General features: G+C 34.1%; 15 protein-coding genes and 1 riboswitch. Of the genes, 5 read left to right on the top strand and 10 right to left on the bottom strand.

What is annotated here, in order from left to right; translation table 11 throughout:
- The first annotated feature begins 269 nt into the window (after nt 1-269).
- Nucleotides 270-1,220, top strand: a complete 951-nt coding sequence (locus tag ACOQFO_RS06145; RefSeq protein ID WP_421688818.1) for a carbohydrate kinase family protein — start codon at nt 270-272, stop codon at nt 1,218-1,220.
- A gap of 41 nt (nt 1,221-1,261) precedes the next feature.
- Here the strand turns inward: ACOQFO_RS06145 and ACOQFO_RS06140 are convergent, their stop codons facing one another.
- From ACOQFO_RS06140 to ACOQFO_RS06125, 4 genes are all read right to left on the bottom strand, one after another.
- Nucleotides 1,262-2,563 (bottom strand): nucleobase:cation symporter-2 family protein, encoded by a 1,302-nt coding sequence (locus tag ACOQFO_RS06140; RefSeq protein WP_421688817.1) that lies wholly within the window; start codon nt 2,561-2,563, stop codon nt 1,262-1,264.
- A 27-nt stretch (nt 2,564-2,590) separates the two neighbouring features.
- On the bottom strand, nt 2,591-3,163 hold the full coding sequence (locus ACOQFO_RS06135) for a xanthine phosphoribosyltransferase (RefSeq protein WP_421688816.1): 573 nt from the start codon (nt 3,161-3,163) through the stop codon (nt 2,591-2,593).
- 127 nt (nt 3,164-3,290) lie between these two features.
- Nucleotides 3,291-3,392, bottom strand: a riboswitch (purine riboswitch).
- Between the two features lie 148 nt (nt 3,393-3,540).
- Nucleotides 3,541-4,230: a hypothetical protein gene (locus ACOQFO_RS06130; protein WP_421688815.1), complete on the bottom strand. Its 690-nt coding sequence runs from the start codon at nt 4,228-4,230 to the stop codon at nt 3,541-3,543.
- 150 nt (nt 4,231-4,380) lie between these two features.
- Nucleotides 4,381-5,838 (bottom strand): amino acid permease, encoded by a 1,458-nt coding sequence (locus tag ACOQFO_RS06125; protein ID WP_421688814.1) that lies wholly within the window; start codon nt 5,836-5,838, stop codon nt 4,381-4,383.
- 331 nt (nt 5,839-6,169) lie between these two features.
- Here ACOQFO_RS06125 and ACOQFO_RS06120 point away from each other — a divergent pair, with 331 nt between their 5' ends.
- Nucleotides 6,170-6,724, top strand: coding sequence for a restriction endonuclease (locus ACOQFO_RS06120; protein WP_421688813.1), 555 nt, complete (start codon nt 6,170-6,172; stop codon nt 6,722-6,724).
- A 41-nt stretch (nt 6,725-6,765) separates the two neighbouring features.
- Here ACOQFO_RS06120 and ACOQFO_RS06115 read toward each other — a convergent pair whose 3' ends face one another.
- Nucleotides 6,766-6,978 (bottom strand): nitric oxide synthase oxygenase, encoded by a 213-nt coding sequence (locus tag ACOQFO_RS06115; RefSeq protein WP_421688837.1) that lies wholly within the window; start codon nt 6,976-6,978, stop codon nt 6,766-6,768.
- Between the two features lie 436 nt (nt 6,979-7,414).
- Here ACOQFO_RS06115 and ACOQFO_RS06110 point away from each other — a divergent pair, with 436 nt between their 5' ends.
- Entirely contained in the window at nt 7,415-8,914 is a 1,500-nt protein-coding gene (locus tag ACOQFO_RS06110) for a catalase (RefSeq protein ID WP_421688812.1), read from the top strand.
- Between the two features lie 172 nt (nt 8,915-9,086).
- Here ACOQFO_RS06110 and ACOQFO_RS06105 read toward each other — a convergent pair whose 3' ends face one another.
- Nucleotides 9,087-10,016: an AEC family transporter gene (locus ACOQFO_RS06105; RefSeq protein WP_421688811.1), complete on the bottom strand. Its 930-nt coding sequence runs from the start codon at nt 10,014-10,016 to the stop codon at nt 9,087-9,089.
- A gap of 433 nt (nt 10,017-10,449) precedes the next feature.
- Here ACOQFO_RS06105 and ACOQFO_RS06100 point away from each other — a divergent pair, with 433 nt between their 5' ends.
- Nucleotides 10,450-11,910, top strand: a complete 1,461-nt coding sequence (locus tag ACOQFO_RS06100; protein ID WP_421688810.1) for a hypothetical protein — start codon at nt 10,450-10,452, stop codon at nt 11,908-11,910.
- Between the two features lie 46 nt (nt 11,911-11,956).
- Here ACOQFO_RS06100 and ACOQFO_RS06095 read toward each other — a convergent pair whose 3' ends face one another.
- The gene (locus ACOQFO_RS06095) at nt 11,957-13,141 is read right to left on the bottom strand and encodes a CaiB/BaiF CoA transferase family protein (RefSeq protein WP_421688809.1); all 1,185 of its coding nucleotides are present in this window, start codon (nt 13,139-13,141) and stop codon (nt 11,957-11,959) included.
- Nucleotides 13,142-13,467: 326 nt separating this feature from the next.
- Nucleotides 13,468-13,761 carry a DUF6509 family protein gene (locus tag ACOQFO_RS06090; RefSeq protein ID WP_421688808.1) on the bottom strand — a complete coding sequence of 98 codons (294 nt, stop codon included), beginning with the start codon at nt 13,759-13,761 and terminating at the stop codon, nt 13,468-13,470.
- A gap of 159 nt (nt 13,762-13,920) precedes the next feature.
- Here ACOQFO_RS06090 and ACOQFO_RS06085 point away from each other — a divergent pair, with 159 nt between their 5' ends.
- Nucleotides 13,921-15,111: an alanyl-tRNA editing protein gene (locus ACOQFO_RS06085; protein WP_421688807.1), complete on the top strand. Its 1,191-nt coding sequence runs from the start codon at nt 13,921-13,923 to the stop codon at nt 15,109-15,111.
- A 37-nt stretch (nt 15,112-15,148) separates the two neighbouring features.
- On the opposite strand, the gene ACOQFO_RS06080 is transcribed toward ACOQFO_RS06085, so the two are convergent.
- Complete coding sequence (locus ACOQFO_RS06080; RefSeq protein WP_421688806.1) at nt 15,149-15,964, bottom strand: metallophosphoesterase; 816 nt, start codon at nt 15,962-15,964, stop codon at nt 15,149-15,151.
- A gap of 709 nt (nt 15,965-16,673) precedes the next feature.
- Nucleotides 16,674-17,597, bottom strand: coding sequence for a nuclease-related domain-containing protein (locus ACOQFO_RS06075; protein ID WP_421688805.1), 924 nt, complete (start codon nt 17,595-17,597; stop codon nt 16,674-16,676).
- Between the last annotated feature and the right edge of the window lie 12 nt (nt 17,598-17,609).

Here is a 17,609-nt window from a genome sequence, read left to right as displayed (position 1 = left end):
ACAGCTCCTTCAATTCATAGTAAAAAGATATGAATATAATACATTTAACATCTTGTATTTTTCAATAGTCTTTAATTCCTATTATTCTTCTATAAATAGTAATTTTAACAAAATTTAAACTCCATTTATATATTACGGAACAGAAAATTTCAAATATTTTTCATTAATATAATAATTTGTTAGTATCATAAAAGACTACGAAAAAAGGTTTTATAATTTATTTAATGAATCGAAGGCTTATTGAAATTGTTACTATGAAAGGATAAACAATGAGAGAATCTATTTTATGTGTTGGGGAATTATTAATTGACTTTTTCTGTAATGAAATAAACGTAGACTTGAAAGAAGGTTCAATATTTATTAAAAAGGCTGGAGGGGCACCAGCAAACGTTTGTGCAGCAGTTGCAAAACTAGGTGGGAAGGCACGTTTCTTAGGTAAAGTTGGAAATGATCCTTTTGGTCTTTTTCTCGAATCTACATTGAATTCAATTGGTGTTTGCACAGATTTATTATTAAAAGACAACCACGCTCCAACTACCCTAGCTTTTGTGTCATTACAAGAAGATGGACAAAGAGATTTTGTATTTAATCGAGGTGCAGATGCTAATTTAACAATGGATGAAATACCACTAGCTGCACTTACTTCTGTAAACATTGTTCACTTTGGTTCAGCGACCGCTCTTTTGACACAACCATTTCAACAAACATATAAAAACTTAATGGCGTATGCAAAAAATCATAATCATTACATTACCTTTGACCCTAATTATCGAACAGATTTATGGGGAGATAATGTAGAACTATTTAAAAAGCACGTTTTTGATTGTATACCGTATTGTGACTTCATTAAAGTTAGTGAGGAAGAACTCTATGTATTAACGAACGAACCAACTATTGGAAAAGCAGTTCTAATCTTGCACTCTTTCGGTGTCGAAAGTATTGCTGTAACGTTAGGAAAAGTTGGCACTTTCTTCTCTTTAAAAGGTCAAACTACAATCGTTCCAAGTATCTCAATTCAAGCGATAGATTCTACCGGGGCTGGTGATGCTTTTGTTGGTGCAACTTTATATCAATTAGACAAACTAGAAAACCCGAAGTTACTTACTATTATGGATTGGACAGATATTATACAATTTAGCAATAAAGTTGGAGCAATAGCTTGTGAAAAAATAGGCGCAATTGAATCTCTTCCTACATTAGATGAAGTTCTATCAAGATAAAAAGGTGTTTCTAACTCTCGTAAGTTAGAAACACCTTTTTACTATTTTACCTCAACAGTTACAGCATGCATTGGATCTTCTTTTTTTGTACCAATCATATTAAACACAATATTTAATACAATCGCTGTTACTGAACCACATACAATTCCATTAGAAGTTAAGATAGAAATCCACTCAGGAAGAACAGCAAAGATATTAGGTACAAATACAACCCCAGCTCCTAACCCAACTGCAACTGCTGCTACCATTGCGTTTTCAGGTGAGCGCACAATTTCAGGGGCAAGCATTGTTATTCCTTGAGTTACAACCATACCAAACATCGCAAGCATTGCACCACCAAGCACTGATGTAGGGATAATTGTTGTTAACGCAGCTACCTTTGGTAAAAAACCAAGTAATACTAATAATGATCCAGTGATGAAAATGACTTTACGTTCCTTCACACCAGTCATTTTTACTAAACCTACATTTTGTGAAAACGTAGTATAAGGAAATGCATTGAAAATCCCGCCAATAATAGATGCTAATCCTTCAGATCGATATCCCTTTGATAAATCCTTTGATTCTATTTGTTGTTTTGTAATATCGCTTAATGCATAGTAAACACCAGTAGATTCTACTAGAGATACCATTGCAACTAGTGTCATCGTAATAATCGCACCTATGTCAAATGTTGGGGTACCAAAATAGAATGGTTGTACAATATGTAGCCAACCTGCCTCAACAACCGGAGAAAAATCAGTTTTACCCATAAAACTAGCAATAATCGTACCGATTACTAAGCCTAATAGGATAGAAATTGAACGTATAAAGCCTGTAGTAAAGCGATAGATTAATAGAATAATAATTAATGTAGCCATTGCTAGCGCTATATTAGTAGAAGAACCAAAATTTTCTGCTCCTTGGCCACCACCCATATTGTTGATGGCTACAGGTATTAAAGAGATTCCAATAATAGTAACAACTGAGCCTGTTACGATTGGTGGGAAAAATTTCACTAACTTACCGAAGAAACTAGAAATTAAAACAACAATAATACCAGAAGCAATAACTGCTCCATAAATAGCTCCAATTCCTTTATCTGCACCAATCGCGATAATTGGGAATACTGCTGTAAATGTACATCCTAGAACAACTGGTAATCCAATCCCAAAGAACTTTCGTTTCATCACTTGCAGCAAAGTTGCAACACCACACATCATAATATCGATGGCAACTAAATAGGTCATCTGTTCATGTGAAAAGCCTAGTGAACCACCTATAATAATAGGAACTAATATGGCTCCAGCATACATTGCAAGTAAATGTTGAATTCCTAGCGTAAACGCTTTTGCGTTATTCATGGTTTTAATCCTCCGATTTAATTTTGGTTAATCAAAAAATTCAATTTTGCCATTAGCTAAAGATTTAATATTTGCCAGTGATTCAATTCGTAACCCCTGTTCACGTAGTAGTTGTCCACCTTGTTGGAATCCTTTCTCTATTACAATCCCTACACCAACTATTGTTGCTCCTGCTTGTTTCGCAATATCTAGCAACCCTTTTACTGCTTCACCGTTAGCCAAGAAATCATCCACAATTAGGACATTATCATCTGATGATATGAAGTCTTTGGATACCGAAATTTCATTCGTTTCATTTTTTGTAAATGAATGAACCTTTGAAGTATAAACATTACCCGATAATGTTAATGATTTTCTTTTACGAGCGAATACTACTGGAGCACCAATTGTTAAACCTAACATTGTTGATGGCGCGATTCCTGAAGATTCAATTGTTAAGATTTTTGTAATAACCTCATCCGTAAATCGATTGGCAAATTCTTCTCCAATTTCTTTCATTAAAAGTGGATCAATTTGATGATTTAAAAATGAGTCTACTTTTAATACTGTATCTGATAAAACTTTACCTTCACTGATAATTTTCTCTTTTAGTAAATTCAAAAAGATGACTTCCCTTCTAGTAAAATACTCATCTGAAAAATAAAAAACCCGAAAGCTTATTTACTCTATGAGTCAACAAGCCTTTCGGGTTAAAAAATCGAAAGCAAATAGATAATATAAAGTATTATCTATTTTTATTGTCTCTCATAGTCGATTTATTTACGGTAAATCGGTAGAAACTTGCGAGCCATATTCCCGCGATTATATGAGTTATCTATTAAATTTTAAAATATTTAGTTAACAACGCACCTCATTATAAACACGAATTATGTCGAATGCAATAGGTTTTTCTAATTTTCTAAAAATCATTCGGAAATGATGAACGAAACAGGAGGTTTTTTCACTAAACGTTCGCTCTTTCTGAATTTCCATTATATTTAATTTTGCAATAATTCACTTAAATTACCTTTTAAATCTCCAAAAGTTGTACCTGTTTTACCGAAGTTGCTTAAGCTTCGGCAAGCTAAAACATTAACCAATTCCCCAGTTTCTAACGGAAGTTTTGCAACTACCCCGTGAGACTCTAGTTGTTGGACAGATTGCTCGTGACCTTCTAGGTCGATTAACTGTTCCCCATATTGAGCGAGGAATTGTTTCCAATTCGCTGCACCTTGTACAATCACTACTTTTGGTTTAAATTCATTTACCATTACTTTAAACAGTTCTAGTCCTCTTTTATATATAGGACTTTCTTGTTTTTTCAGTTCAATAAAATCTTTTGTACTTTCAACGTTAACACTATTTAGGTAAGATAAGACAACCGTTTCATTAAATTGTTTCTTCATCCATTCCATAAAGTTTAAACAACCTTTATATTCACGAGAGATTGGCCCACCATCTTCAGAAAATAGCTCTTGGTATTCAACAGGATTTACTAAAAAATGAGAATAAAATAGTAAATCATCTTTTTCAATTTCTAAGTAAGGTTCTGGTACTGCTCCCACTATAAATACGTTCGCTTTATATGGGTTACCATTCGATTGAAAGGGTAAATATGCTACCTTTTCAGATTTCGGATCGACCATCCACTGTTTAATCTTTTTGTAAAACCCCTCTGACACAGTCATATTCTCGACATCCTTTATCGTTCTAATTCTTTGTATTTATGTCCATTATAACAACATACAAATGTTTTTAACTATTTTGATTTGATTCAATTTCAGTTTATGTAAAAAAAATCAACAAATCTCAGTTAAAAAAGATTTGTTGATTTTTTATTATTCATGATCTAGGTCACATTTATCTAATGGTACAACTTTTGTTTTATGTCTTATTTTATAACCAAGCCATAATATTAAAAATAATGGAATACCGATATACGATACTGTCACACCATACCAATCAATTGAACCACCTGTAAAAGCAGTGTAGTTTTGACCCAAAATGACGATTATACATACTGCTAATGCGAATAGAGGACCGAACGGGAAAAATTTAGCTTTGTATGGTAGTTGATCTACGCCACGACCTTGGACGATTAAGGCTCTTCGGAATCGATAATGGCTAATTGCAATTCCTACCCAGGCAATAAAACCTGATAAGCCTGAAGCATTTAATAACCACATATAAACGACTCCATCACCAAAGAATGAAGATAAAAATGCTAAAGAACCAACAGCTAAAGTTGCTAATAATGCATAAACAGGTATGCCATTTTTACTTAACTTTGCAAAAATCTTAGGTGCTTTGCCATCAACTGCGAGCTGCCAAAGCATTCGAGATGATGCGTAAAGTCCAGAATTACCAGCAGAAAGCATAGCTGTTAATATAATTGCGTTCATAACAGAAGCTGCAAAAGCAATACCTATTTTATCAAATACTAGTGTAAATGGTGATACAGCAATATCCTCTGAAAGTAAACGCGGGTCTGTATATGGAATCAATAAACCAATCGCAAGAATGGCTAAAATATAGAATAATAAAATTCTCCAAAAGACAGAACGAACTGCTCTTGGGATATTTTTTCCTGGGTCGTCTGTTTCACCCGCTGTAATCCCTAGTAGTTCAGTCCCTTGGAATGAAAAACCTGCAGCTAAGAAGATACCAAAGATCGCAAAGAATCCTCCGTTAAACGGTGCGTCTCCTACAATGAAGTTTTCAAAACCAACTGGGTCATTACCACCTAGGATCCCAAAGATCATTAAAAATGAAACGACGATAAATACAATAACCGTCGCAACTTTAATCATTGCAAACCAATATTCACTTTCCCCATATGCTCTAACGGAAAGCAAATTAAAAGTTAACACAACAGCTATAAATAATATAATCCAAAGTACTGAGGAGCTATCAGGAAACCAAAATTTCATAATTAAGGATACAGCTGAAATCTCTGCAGCTATTGTAATTGCCCAGTTATACCAATAGTTCCAACCCATTGCAAAACCAAACGCAGGATCTACAAACTTCGTGGCATATGTACTAAAGGATCCAGATGTTGGCATATAAGCAGCCATTTCACCTAAACTTGTCATTAAAAAGTAGACCATAATACCAATTACAGCATATGCAACTAACGCACCTCCAGGTCCAGCTTCTGCAATGGATGCCCCACTTGCTAAAAATAAGCCTGTCCCTATTGTTCCGCCTAAAGAAATCATTGCTATATGACGACTTTTTAAATTGCGTTTTAATTGTTGTTGATTAGATTGTGTGCCTGTCCGATTTTCACTCATGATGTAATCTCCTTTGATGTCATCTAAAAGACAGTATAGCTAGTTCAAAAATTTAGATATCGTTTACAAAACATATATTATAACTTTTTTCAGATCATTAGAAAAGATTTATTTTATATATGACTTATTGTTAGTATTTTCTTCTATATAATTTCGATAAGTATTATGAATTACTTATAATCTAAGATTTGGCTTAGGTTATTAGTGTTTATTATCGTCTTATGTATGATAAATTAATGGTTAATTCACATGTTCCGTGCATTATATGCAAACATATGTACCCTTTTGTGTTACAATAGCTTTAACTTTATGTAAAAGGGAGTAACGTTATTTGCGAAAGAGGAAAGAAAAAGAAAAAAAGCCTATTCGACTCCTTCCTATATTAATATTATTATTCATAGGTTTACTCGGTTGGTATTATACAAAATCAGTAGAAGGAATTGTTATAGCATTTTCCCTAGCACTTCTCTTATTTATCATTTTTAAAATTTGGTTAAAATCCCGTGCTACAGCAAAATTTAGAAAAGCCGGAATCTATGAGATCGATGAAATGACAGGCGAAGAATTTGAACAATATCTTGGAAAGCTATTTGAAAAAAGAGGATTCAAAGTATCTTATACAAAAGCTTCTTCTGACTATGGCGCAGACTTAATATTAGAAGATACCGAAGATATTATTGCAGTTCAAGCAAAAAGATATTCTGGTTCTGTTGGAGTAAAAGCTGTTCAAGAAATAATCGGTGCTTTGAAAATGTATGAAGCAACGGAAGCCTGGGTAATCACCAATAGCTATTTTACTAAGCAGGCAGAGAAGCTAGCGGAAACAAACGACGTTTTCCTTATCGACCGAGATGAGTTAATGGAACTAATTTCAGAAACTAAATAATGAAAGTGGTACAGCTGGTTGCCCAATTGTACCACTTTATTTTATTTCAAATACATTTCATTATCGGGTGCTTTTTGATAAAAATAATTCGGCTTTTTAATTATGTTGGCAATTGGCTGATGATAAATATGAGTTGTCGCAGGTGACATAGGTGGGATTAACCATTTCCAATCCCCAGTTACTTGACGATTACTTTCTTTTTCTTGTTGTTCAAATATCTTAAATTGTTGTGCAGCTGATCCATTTTGGTTTATTACCCAGCAATAATGACGGTACTTTAAAAAACTAAAATTTCTGTTTCGTCAATAAAATGAATGGTTCAATCATACCACTAATAAGTCAATTCACATCATTTCATTTTCAATTAGATACTCTTATTTTCAATGAGAAATAAACCTGTAGGAGTATTTTATTCCCTAATATATAAGTTTCTCATGTAAGATGATTAAAAAATCTCGCATTATTCGACAAATTTCAAACCTCTATGATTAGCTCTATCCATTCATATAACTTTATATATAGGTTTCTCACTTAAAAAGAAGTAAGAATAACTTTTAAAACCAATAGATAATTGGGTTTCGACAAAATACAACAATTCCTTAAAAAGAATTATTATAATTTAGTAGAAATTTTATTTTAGATTTGTTATACTGTCTTTCGAAGAGATTTAAATTTTTAGGAGGTAAAAACGTGACAAACTCAAACAATCAACGTTTAACAACAACTACTGGTGCTCCAGTTGTAAGTAACGATAATGTACAAACAGCAGGTCGTCGTGGCCCAATTCTTTTACAAGATGTATTCTTAATTGAAAAATTAGCTAACTTTAACCGTGAAGTGATTCCAGAACGTCGTATGCACGCAAAAGGTTCAGGTGCATTTGGTACATTCACTGTAACGCATGATATAACTAAATATACAAAAGCAAAAATCTTCTCTGAAGTTGGTAAGAAAACAGAAATGTTCGCTCGTTTCTCAACAGTTGCTGGTGAACGTGGTGCTGCTGATGCAGAACGCGATATTCGTGGTTTCGCATTAAAATTCTATACTGAAGAAGGTAACTGGGATTTAGTTGGTAACAATACACCTGTATTCTTCTTCCGTGACCCATTACACTTCCCAGATTTAAACCACGTTGTAAAACGTGATCCTAAAACGAATATGCACAACGCAAATAGTAACTGGGATTTCTGGACTAGTTTACCAGAAGCATTACACCAAGTAACAATCGTAATGTCTGACCGTGGTATTCCAGCTGGTTACCGTAATATGCACGGATTTGGTTCACATACTTACTCTATGATTAACGAAGCTGGAGAACGTGTATATGTGAAATTCCACTTCCGTACTGAACAAGGTATTAAAAACTTAACTAGCGAAGAAGCTGCAAAATTAATCGGTCAAGACCGTGAATCTTCACAACGTGACCTATTCGAAGCAATCGAAAAAGGTGATTTCCCTAAATGGAAAATGTACATCCAAGTGATGACTGAAGAACAAGCTAGAAATCACAAAGACAATCCGTTCGATTTAACAAAAGTTTGGTACAAATCAGAATACCCACTAATTCCAGTTGGTGAATTCGAGTTAAACCGTAACCCAGAAAACTACTTTGCTGATGTAGAACAAGCTGCTTTCGCTCCATCTAACGTAGTTCCTGGTATTTCATTCTCACCTGACCGTATGTTACAAGCTCGTCTATTTGCTTATGCAGATGCTACTCGTTACCGTTTAGGTGTGAACCATTACCAAATTCCAGTTAACAAACCACGTTGCCCATTCATCGCATACCACCGCGATGGTCAAGGTCGTGTTGACGGAAACAACGGTAGTGCATTAAGTTACTATCCAAATAGCTATGGTGCGCTACAAGCTCAGCCACAATATAAAGATCCGGCTCTTGCTTTAGATGGTCCAGCTGATATTTATGACTTCGCAGAAGACGATAATAACTACTTCGAACAACCAGGTAAGTTATTCCGTTTAATGTCTGCTGAAGAACAAGAACGTCTATTCCAAAACACAGCTGACAACATGGCTGGTGTTGAAGAATTCATCAAACGCAAACACATCTTACACTGCTACTTAGCAGATCCAGCTTACGGTGAAGGTGTTGCAAAAGCTATGGGTCTTACTCTAGATGGAATGGATCTATCTAATCCATACGAAAATACTGTAGCAACAAGATAATTAATTCTATGAATCTATAAGTAGTGTCTCTGCTTACACATTTCTTTACGAAATGATCACTACTATACTTTACATTGTTATCCACTATCCAAATAAAAAATCCCTAATCTTTACGTAATAGAGATAGGGATTTTTTTATTTATATAATTTAACTACTTGTGACTCTCATAAGTTAAGCAAATAAAATCGTTGATAGATAAATAACGAAAGTAACCGTCAGACAGCTAACAATAGTGGAAAAAAGAACTGTTTGTGCCGCTGTATTTGATTCCACATCATATTCGAGCGCTAAACTTGAACTATTTCTTGAAGTTGGGAAAGAACTAGCGATAAATAATGACTGCGCTACAACCCCATCCAGTCCGAGAATCCAAATAACGAGTAAGGCAATTGCAGGTCCAACTACTAATCTTGTAAAACAACTAATCACAATGGTTTTATTGATCATTGTCCGAATTTCAATTTGAGATAACTGAGCACCCAATGTAATTAGGGCGACTGCAATAAATCCTTCAGAAATATGATTTAAGGGAATTTCTAAAGTAACCGGAAGCTTGATATTTAATATATTAAGAATAACACCAATCACTAAGGCATGAACGATAGGCATTTTTAAAAAGTCCTTTAATATTTGACTGCCTGATTTCGTAGCCGAAATCAAATTATATAACCCATATGTATAAGTCGTTACGTTTTGAAAAATAACGAGAATGACTTGAATAGCGACGCCAATAGGCTGTGAATGGAACACTAATTGCGCAACCGGAATACCATAATTACCTGAGTTAATTAGAACAACACTGTTTTTAAATACAGCCGATTCAGTACGATTTAACTTCAGTAGTTTAGCAATGTAATGACTTATGATCATTTGACTACCGATAAATAAAATAATAAATATAGCAACCTGTGCTAATACGCTTAAATTTACAGTTGTTTCATACAAGTTCATAAAAACGGCTACAGGCATAAAACAGTATGTGATCAGCTGTGATAATGCTTTTAAATTAAATGAAAATTTCCTTTGTAGAATCGCGCCAATGATTAGTAGGACTAGAATAGGAGCAACAATTTGGAAAAAAATCATTGATAAGTATGTCATATGTTTGTATACCTTTCCTAATTACGAAACCAAACAGATAATTTAGTAATGATTTCCAATTCTAATTATATAATTATTGTGAATAATGTATGCTTGTTACTAAGATTATGAATGAGAAAGGATATTTTCCTTGGTACAAAATAAAGAAAAATGGCCTTTCTATATATGCCTAATAGTATGTGCTATATTTACTATTAACCTAATTAGAATTTTTATAGCTACGGGAGAAATCTCTACAGCCAACTTAATCTTTACGATTGTTGTATATATCATTACTATTCTAGCAACTTATACAGTCAAAAACAAAAATAGGAAGTAACGTTTGTTTGAAAAGAAGTCACTTTTCAGACTTTTTTTATTTCAATTTCACCATTACGTTGGAGAATTTGTTATATTTTTGTTAGGAACGCGACTTATGAGAGGTGAAAGCACTTTGTTACAGTATGATGAGACAATTTATAAAAAGACAGCTGGGCAAATTGGCAAATTATTTGAATCTACTATTCAAGAATATTCACATCTAAATGGCGACCATTTACAAATCCACCCTTTATTTGGTGCAGTGATTCCTCTCGATTTTATTCTCTTAAGAAAAGATAAAGCACTAAATACAATTATGAAAATTGTAAATGAATACTGGGGAAATATAGATTTATTTCTTTTTGATAAATTACAAGATACTTCCATTGACCTTTATCACGCAAATGATCGATTACAACATTTCTTCAACTCAGCGAATGGAAAACAGGCAATTTTTCAACATTTAAACATTCACCATCACCTTCGATTTGACCACGTCATAAGTCTTGTTTTCGGTAAAGAAATCGAAATGACAAATCAAGTAGGTGGACTGAATTGTATATACCTCTATCGCGTTGGAAATAAGTATTTTATCCATGTAGTATATAACCAAAAAGAACAATTTTGGAAAATGTTATTCACTAAAAAAATCTATTCTATTTTTTTGCAAACACCTGTTTTATCAATTGATGATTCTGTAAACTTAATGAAACAATTAAAATTACACTTAGAGGAATTGTATTCTACTTATAAAACAATTAGTTTGATTCATGAATTAATTATGGAACTAGAGTATTCGAATCCTCGCTCGTTTCATTTAAAAGAACTTCAATTAATTAATGTTACATCTCACTATAATGGTGGAAAAAGACATCGTCAGAAACTTTCTAAAATCATTCAAAATGTATATGATTCATGGGGAGATGGCAGATGGGCATTAACGGAGAAAGAAGAAACGGTCCTTACTTATATGTTAGCAATTGATTCTTATAAGAAATTAGATTTTGATAGTACAATTGCTTATGGAGAATACTTAATACAAAAGGATCGATTAAACAATCATGCAATTGAACTGATCGTTGAGTTTAGTGATGTCATTCCTAATATTAAACCAGAGCCAAGCACACTCATAAAACTGTATAACAAAAATTATATAGAAAAAATATTTTATATATTAATAGATGCATATGTTCATAAAAAACATTTTCATGATGCACTTCGTTTACTGAAAGACAATGAGATTGCTTCATGTACAGCCATTTACGAGTATTTAAATCAAATTGACATTGAAGATAATTCTCTACATCGTATTGAGGCAACCGTTCAAAGAGATATCATATTTATTGTCGATCATTCGCCTCAACATATTAAACATTCCTTAGATTTGTGGCTTCAGCATTATCAACAAGAAGATAGCCCATATTATGAAATTGCAATTATGTCTTCAAGGCATATAAGCAATATTTTAAAAACGTTATTTGCAACTAAGCACTACGATTTATTTGATAAATTAATGGAAGTTTATGCGAAGTATTTAAAAATGGATGAAGACTTCAATCAGCTACGTAATTTTGTTGCGAGTTATGTAAAATAAGACATCCGAACGACTTAACTTAATTAAGATCGCCCGGATGTCCTTTTTATTGTAGAATACCTTTATTCTGTAAGCGTTTTATTTCCTCTTCTGAATAACCGATTTTTTTTAATATCTCTTCTGTATGGGCACCAAGTTTTACTCCAGCGAAATGATAAGTTGGTTCAACATCACGAATCTTAAAAGGTGAACCAATCTGTTTTTGTACATCTCCATTTTCCTTTTGGATATTTACAACCATGTTTCGAGCTTTTAATTGTGGATGGTTACTTGCCTCTTCAAAGGTAAGGACGGGCTCAACGCAACCTTCAAAATCATCACCGAACACGTGCATCCATTCATCAAAGGTCTTTGTTAAAAAGGCATCTTTGATCGCTTCTTTAAATCGTTTTTGTGTATAACTTGAAGCATTAAACGTACTATCAATTAATTCTGGAATATCTAATGCTTCACATAATAACTTTCGAAACTGCGGTTCTAAACTACCGACGGAAAAATACCTACCATCTTTTGTTCGGTAATAATCATAAAAAGTCCCGCCATTTAAAATTTCTTCTTCCGCTTTCGGTAAAACGCCACTTCCCAAAAAGGCAGAACCGTATAATGCATTTAATGTGAAGACTGCGTCTGTCATAGATATATCAAGGTATTTACCTTCACCTGTTTTTTCACGATTAAGTGCACAGGCTAATATCCCTACCGCAGCATACAATGATCCACCTGCAAGATCTGCAATTTGGATTCCCATAGGTACAGGTTTTTTATCCTTTAACCTAGAATAATCAAGAATACCACTTACAGATAGATAATTAATATCATGTCCTGGTCGATTACGATATGGCCCCGTTTGACCAAATCCGGTAATTGAACAATAGATTAGCTTAGGATTTATTTGTTTTAAAGTTTCATAGTCAATTCCTAATCGCCCCATCACACCAGGACGAAACCCTTCGATTACGATGTCATATTCCAATACAAGTTTTTTAACAATTTCAATTGCTTCTTTTGTTTTTAAATTTAATGATAGCGACTTTTTCGATCGATTAAGATGTTGGTGAATATAGGATTCTTTTTGTTCATCATATGGTGGCATAATCCTCATAAGGTCCACTCGACGTTCTGACTCAACATGAATAATATCTGCACCGAGATCAGCAAACATCATCGTTGTAAATGATCCTGGCAATAAAGACGAAAAATCAAGAATTTTTAACCCCTTTAAAATAGACAATTCCCTATCCCCCTATCGAATTGATACACTATCTAATTCTTCAAGTATAGAGTGGCTGTAATAACACAGACTCCAAACATAATTATCAGTATTATAACAGATAACACATTCTTTTATCTATCATTAAAATTCATTTAATAGAAATTTCTGATAATTATATGGTGGAATAATCTAATATATGAAAAACATCGGTTGTCCAAGCGCTGATTTATCTCGAACTTAAATTATTACATTAGTTTATTTGTTGTTTACATGGTTTAAGCTCCCTTTTATACGTGAAATAACCCAGCAATTTGGAGCGATTGCTGGGTTATTTGTTAATAGAGTTATTGGTCTTCTTTTTGTAATTCTTCACGGCAAAATGATAAAATCATTTCCTCTTCTTCTTCTTCTAGAGCAAAGTCTAAATAGCTGTTGTCCTTTTTATCAATAATGAAGTAATTTACAATTCGAATGTCATCCTCTTTTTGACCAACAATCACACGAATTTCAATACCTGCCTCAGAATATAATTCGTCTTCTTCATCGATTTCAACATCTAATAACACTTCAAAACGTTTTCCTTCAATTATGTTAGTCGGATCTTTTATCTCTTCTATAGAATATTGTCTAATTTCCATTTAACTTCTCCTTTTTTCTTACACAAAGTCTATTCATTCTTTAATAATAAACAAATAACGTCCTCGGTCAATTAATTGCAACTATTATGAAGTATGCTAAATGACAGTTAAACGAAAGTATGAAAAAATAAGACTATAATTATAAAAAGGGGCATATCGATGAAAGACTTATACTATTATCAAGATTCTATGATAAGAGAATTTAAAGCAAACGTTGAACGTTCGGGTGTTGAAGAAGATGGACGTCCATATGTAGTATTGTCAAATACAGCATTTTATCCAACTGGTGGTGGCCAACCTCATGATACAGGGGTAATTAATGGTGTACGAGTTATCGATGTTGAAAAAGTTAAGAATGAGATTAGACATTATCTTGAAGGGGATTCTGTGACGTTAACTGGCGAAGTGACTGGTATTTTAGATTGGGATCGCCGATTTGACCATATGCAACAACATTGTGGCCAACATATTTTATCTGCTACTTTTGTAGAACTCTTTGACTTCGCCACTGTTAGCTTCCATTTAGGTTCTGAAATTGTCACGATTGACTTAAATACAGATTCCGTTACTGAGGAACAACTAGCACTTGTTGAGAAACGTGCAAATGAAATCATTTTAGAGAACAGACCTATTGAAACAAAGTGGATTACGAAAGAGGAGCTCTCTGAATATCCTCTACGTAAAGATGTATCTGTGGAAGAAGATATTCGCTTAGTCATCATTCCAAACTACGATTACAATGGTTGCGGGGGCACCCACCCTACTTCAACTGGACAAGTTAGTTTACTAAAAATAATGGGTATTGAAAAAATGAAGAAAAATATTCGAGTATCCTTTGTTTGTGGGAATCGAGTTCTAAAACAATTAGCTATGAGGAAAAGAGTCTTATCTGAGGTTGCACGAAACTTAAGTGTTCCAGAAGAAGAAGCTGCAGTTGCACTTCAGAAAGTAATGAAAGATGCAAAGTCTACTGAAAAGTCTTTAGGAGAAGCACAAGATGCATTACTTGTTTTTGAGGCAAAAGAACTTGTAAATAACTCACGTGAAAATAATATTGTTGCAGTTAACTTTGAAAACCGTACCGTTCAAACTTTACAAAAACTTGGCCGCGCAATTGTTGCCGATAATCAGGATGTTGTCGCTTTACTTGTTTCTGAAAATGAAGGGAAACTTCAATTTGTTGCGGCGAAGGGAGCTAACCTAGGCTTAAATATGAAGGAAGTTTCAACGAAGGTTTTACCATTAATCAATGGTAAAGGTGGCGGTAATGATGCACTTGTCCAAGGTGGCGGCGAAAAGATCATATCCGCAGAATCACTATTAAATGAAATGAAAAATGTTCTATTATAAAAAGGAAAGGCGAGCTACAATGCTCGCCTTTTGTAATTTATTTTGATTTTAATTCGACAACAACAATCTCAGGCAAGTTCAAAATACGGAAAGGTACGGTACTATTTCCAAGTCCTCTACTAACAAACATAATTGTCGTTTTTTCAGAGTACGACCCTGCAGTATATGTCGGCCAAAACCCTTGACCAGGTGCTACAAGTCCACCTACAAAAGGAATACGAACTTGCCCTCCGTGTGCATGCCCTGAGAAAACCATATCCAAATTATTAGCTACATACGTTGCAAAGAATTCCGGACGGTGCGCTAATAAAATTTGTAGTGATTCTCCATTACTTCCATTTCTCGCAACATCAAGCATCCATTGCGGATCATGTCCATTTAACGGATCTTCAACCCCAATTAGTTCGATCCTTTCACCATTTCGTTCAATCGTTGTGGCCACATTTGGTAAAATTGTTACCCCAATTTGTTTCATTACGTCATAGATTTCGTCAACTTTATTACTCGCAACCTCATGATTCCCAATAACATAATACACATTAGCAATTTTAACGAATTCACGAACAGCATCTAGACTTTGCTCGAGATTATATCGGTTACTATCAATTACGTCTCCAGTAATAAAAATTACGTCAGGATTGGTTTCTCGCACTTTTTCAATAAGTTTTTCTTGTTTATCACCAAACACAGCATCATGTAAATCAGAAACTTGCGTAATGCGGAACCCATCAAAACTTTCGGGCACCTTTTCCGATTCAAACACATGCTCAGATGTAACGATCCAATAATTATTTATATATAAGAATAGGTAGATACCTACGATCAGAATGATAAATGTTAGTAACTTTTTCAAAACAACTCGCTCGATTCATTATTGTTTGATAAGTGGTTAAAATTCAGTAAATATAAGTGCAGATTGTGGATTACGAATTGCGATTCCGAATTTCCAAAGCATATAGCTATTTGCCCCACTCTCACCCTTAATATTAACACGACTCTGGACAATCAAGAAGAGTATTGTTCACCTTTATAGTTCCTTTTGAAATTTATTATGAGGGACTCCGGCTATTGCAGAGTCTTTGGCTAACTAATCGGTTTAATTGAGCGACATTGGGGTGAATTGAGCGACTTTTCTGGTGAATTGAGCAACTTCTCCGGTGAATTGAGCAACTTTTTCGCGGAATTGAGCAACTTCAACTTTCCCTTCATTAATTGAGCGACTTTTGGCCTGAATTGAGCGACTTTCTCCCAGATTTGAGCAACTTCAACTTTCCCTTCATTAATTGAGCGACTTTTGGCCTTAATTGAGCGACTTTCTCCCCGATTTGAGCAACTTCTCCGGTGAATTGAGCAACTTCTCCAGTGAATTGAGCAACTTTTTCGCGGAATTGAGCAACTTCAACTTTCCCTTCATCAATTGAGCGACTTTTGGCCTGAATTGAGCGACTTTCTCCCCGAATTGAGCAATTTCAACACCTGGCAACCCATCAATTCCAGCACCGAATACAAAAAAACAAGAAACCTCCTTTCACAACTGAAAGGAGGTCCAACTTTTAACTAAATCACCAGTTCCACTTATAGTAAGTGCCCTTTGTATTTCCGAATTCGAGAATATTCTCATTTTTAAGTAGACGTTTGATCAAATGCCGATCCTCAATCAGCAAATAGTCCCGACACTCTTTATTCGTAATTGTCTCTTTATTCAACATAAACCACTCTTGTAATGTTGGTATGTGGGCAATTTTATCTTTATGTCCACACGAACATACCCAATATCCGTAGTTTCGAATCATGCCTATCTTTCCACACTTTAAACAGCGAACACCGTTAATCAACCTAATGTTATTTTCATTACTCCAAACTAATTTTACTGGAAATTGATTATACCGGTTCTTTATACTTTCAGTCCGGATTTGTTCGCTTAATCTTTCAATACCTTCAATGGATAAATACTGTGTTCGATTTTGGTATTCATTCCATATCTTTTGAATAAAAACAAAAACGGATTTTGGAAAGAGAGCAGGGATTCTTTGAGGTTCTTTTACGATGATAGGATGGACTGCACTAGTAAATACTGCCGAACCTATAACTGGGATGTTAATATTTCGTTCGTCCAACCAACGCTTGAATAAGATGACATTTCTTTCAACTTGGACTTCAGGACTTTCATAAATGTCTATTTGTCCGTTTTCTCTTTCGCGGACTAGTCTTTCGGGATTTTTCTCAAAATATAGTTTCCCACTAATATTTTTGCTTTCAAGCAAAAATATTAGATTGGTGGTAATGACAAGACAATCTGTTTGAAATTTCCCTCCCGCTTCTACATTTAAAGAAACACCATTCAATACTTGATAACAAAAAGGGAATTGATAATTTTCAAATACTTTAGCCAGTCGTTCTTCACCAATTTGACCAGTTCTCATGTTTGTGAGTTTCTTTTCAAGGAATCTCAATTCTTCATTATTACTAAATTCTAATCTTTTCAATAGCACATCAAT

Origin of the sequence: Ureibacillus sp. MALMAid1270 (assembly GCF_049202975.1) — a bacterium.
Classification (GTDB): Bacteria; Bacillota; Bacilli; order Bacillales_A; family Planococcaceae; genus Ureibacillus.
This window is presented reverse-complemented; position numbering and strand designations above follow the sequence as displayed.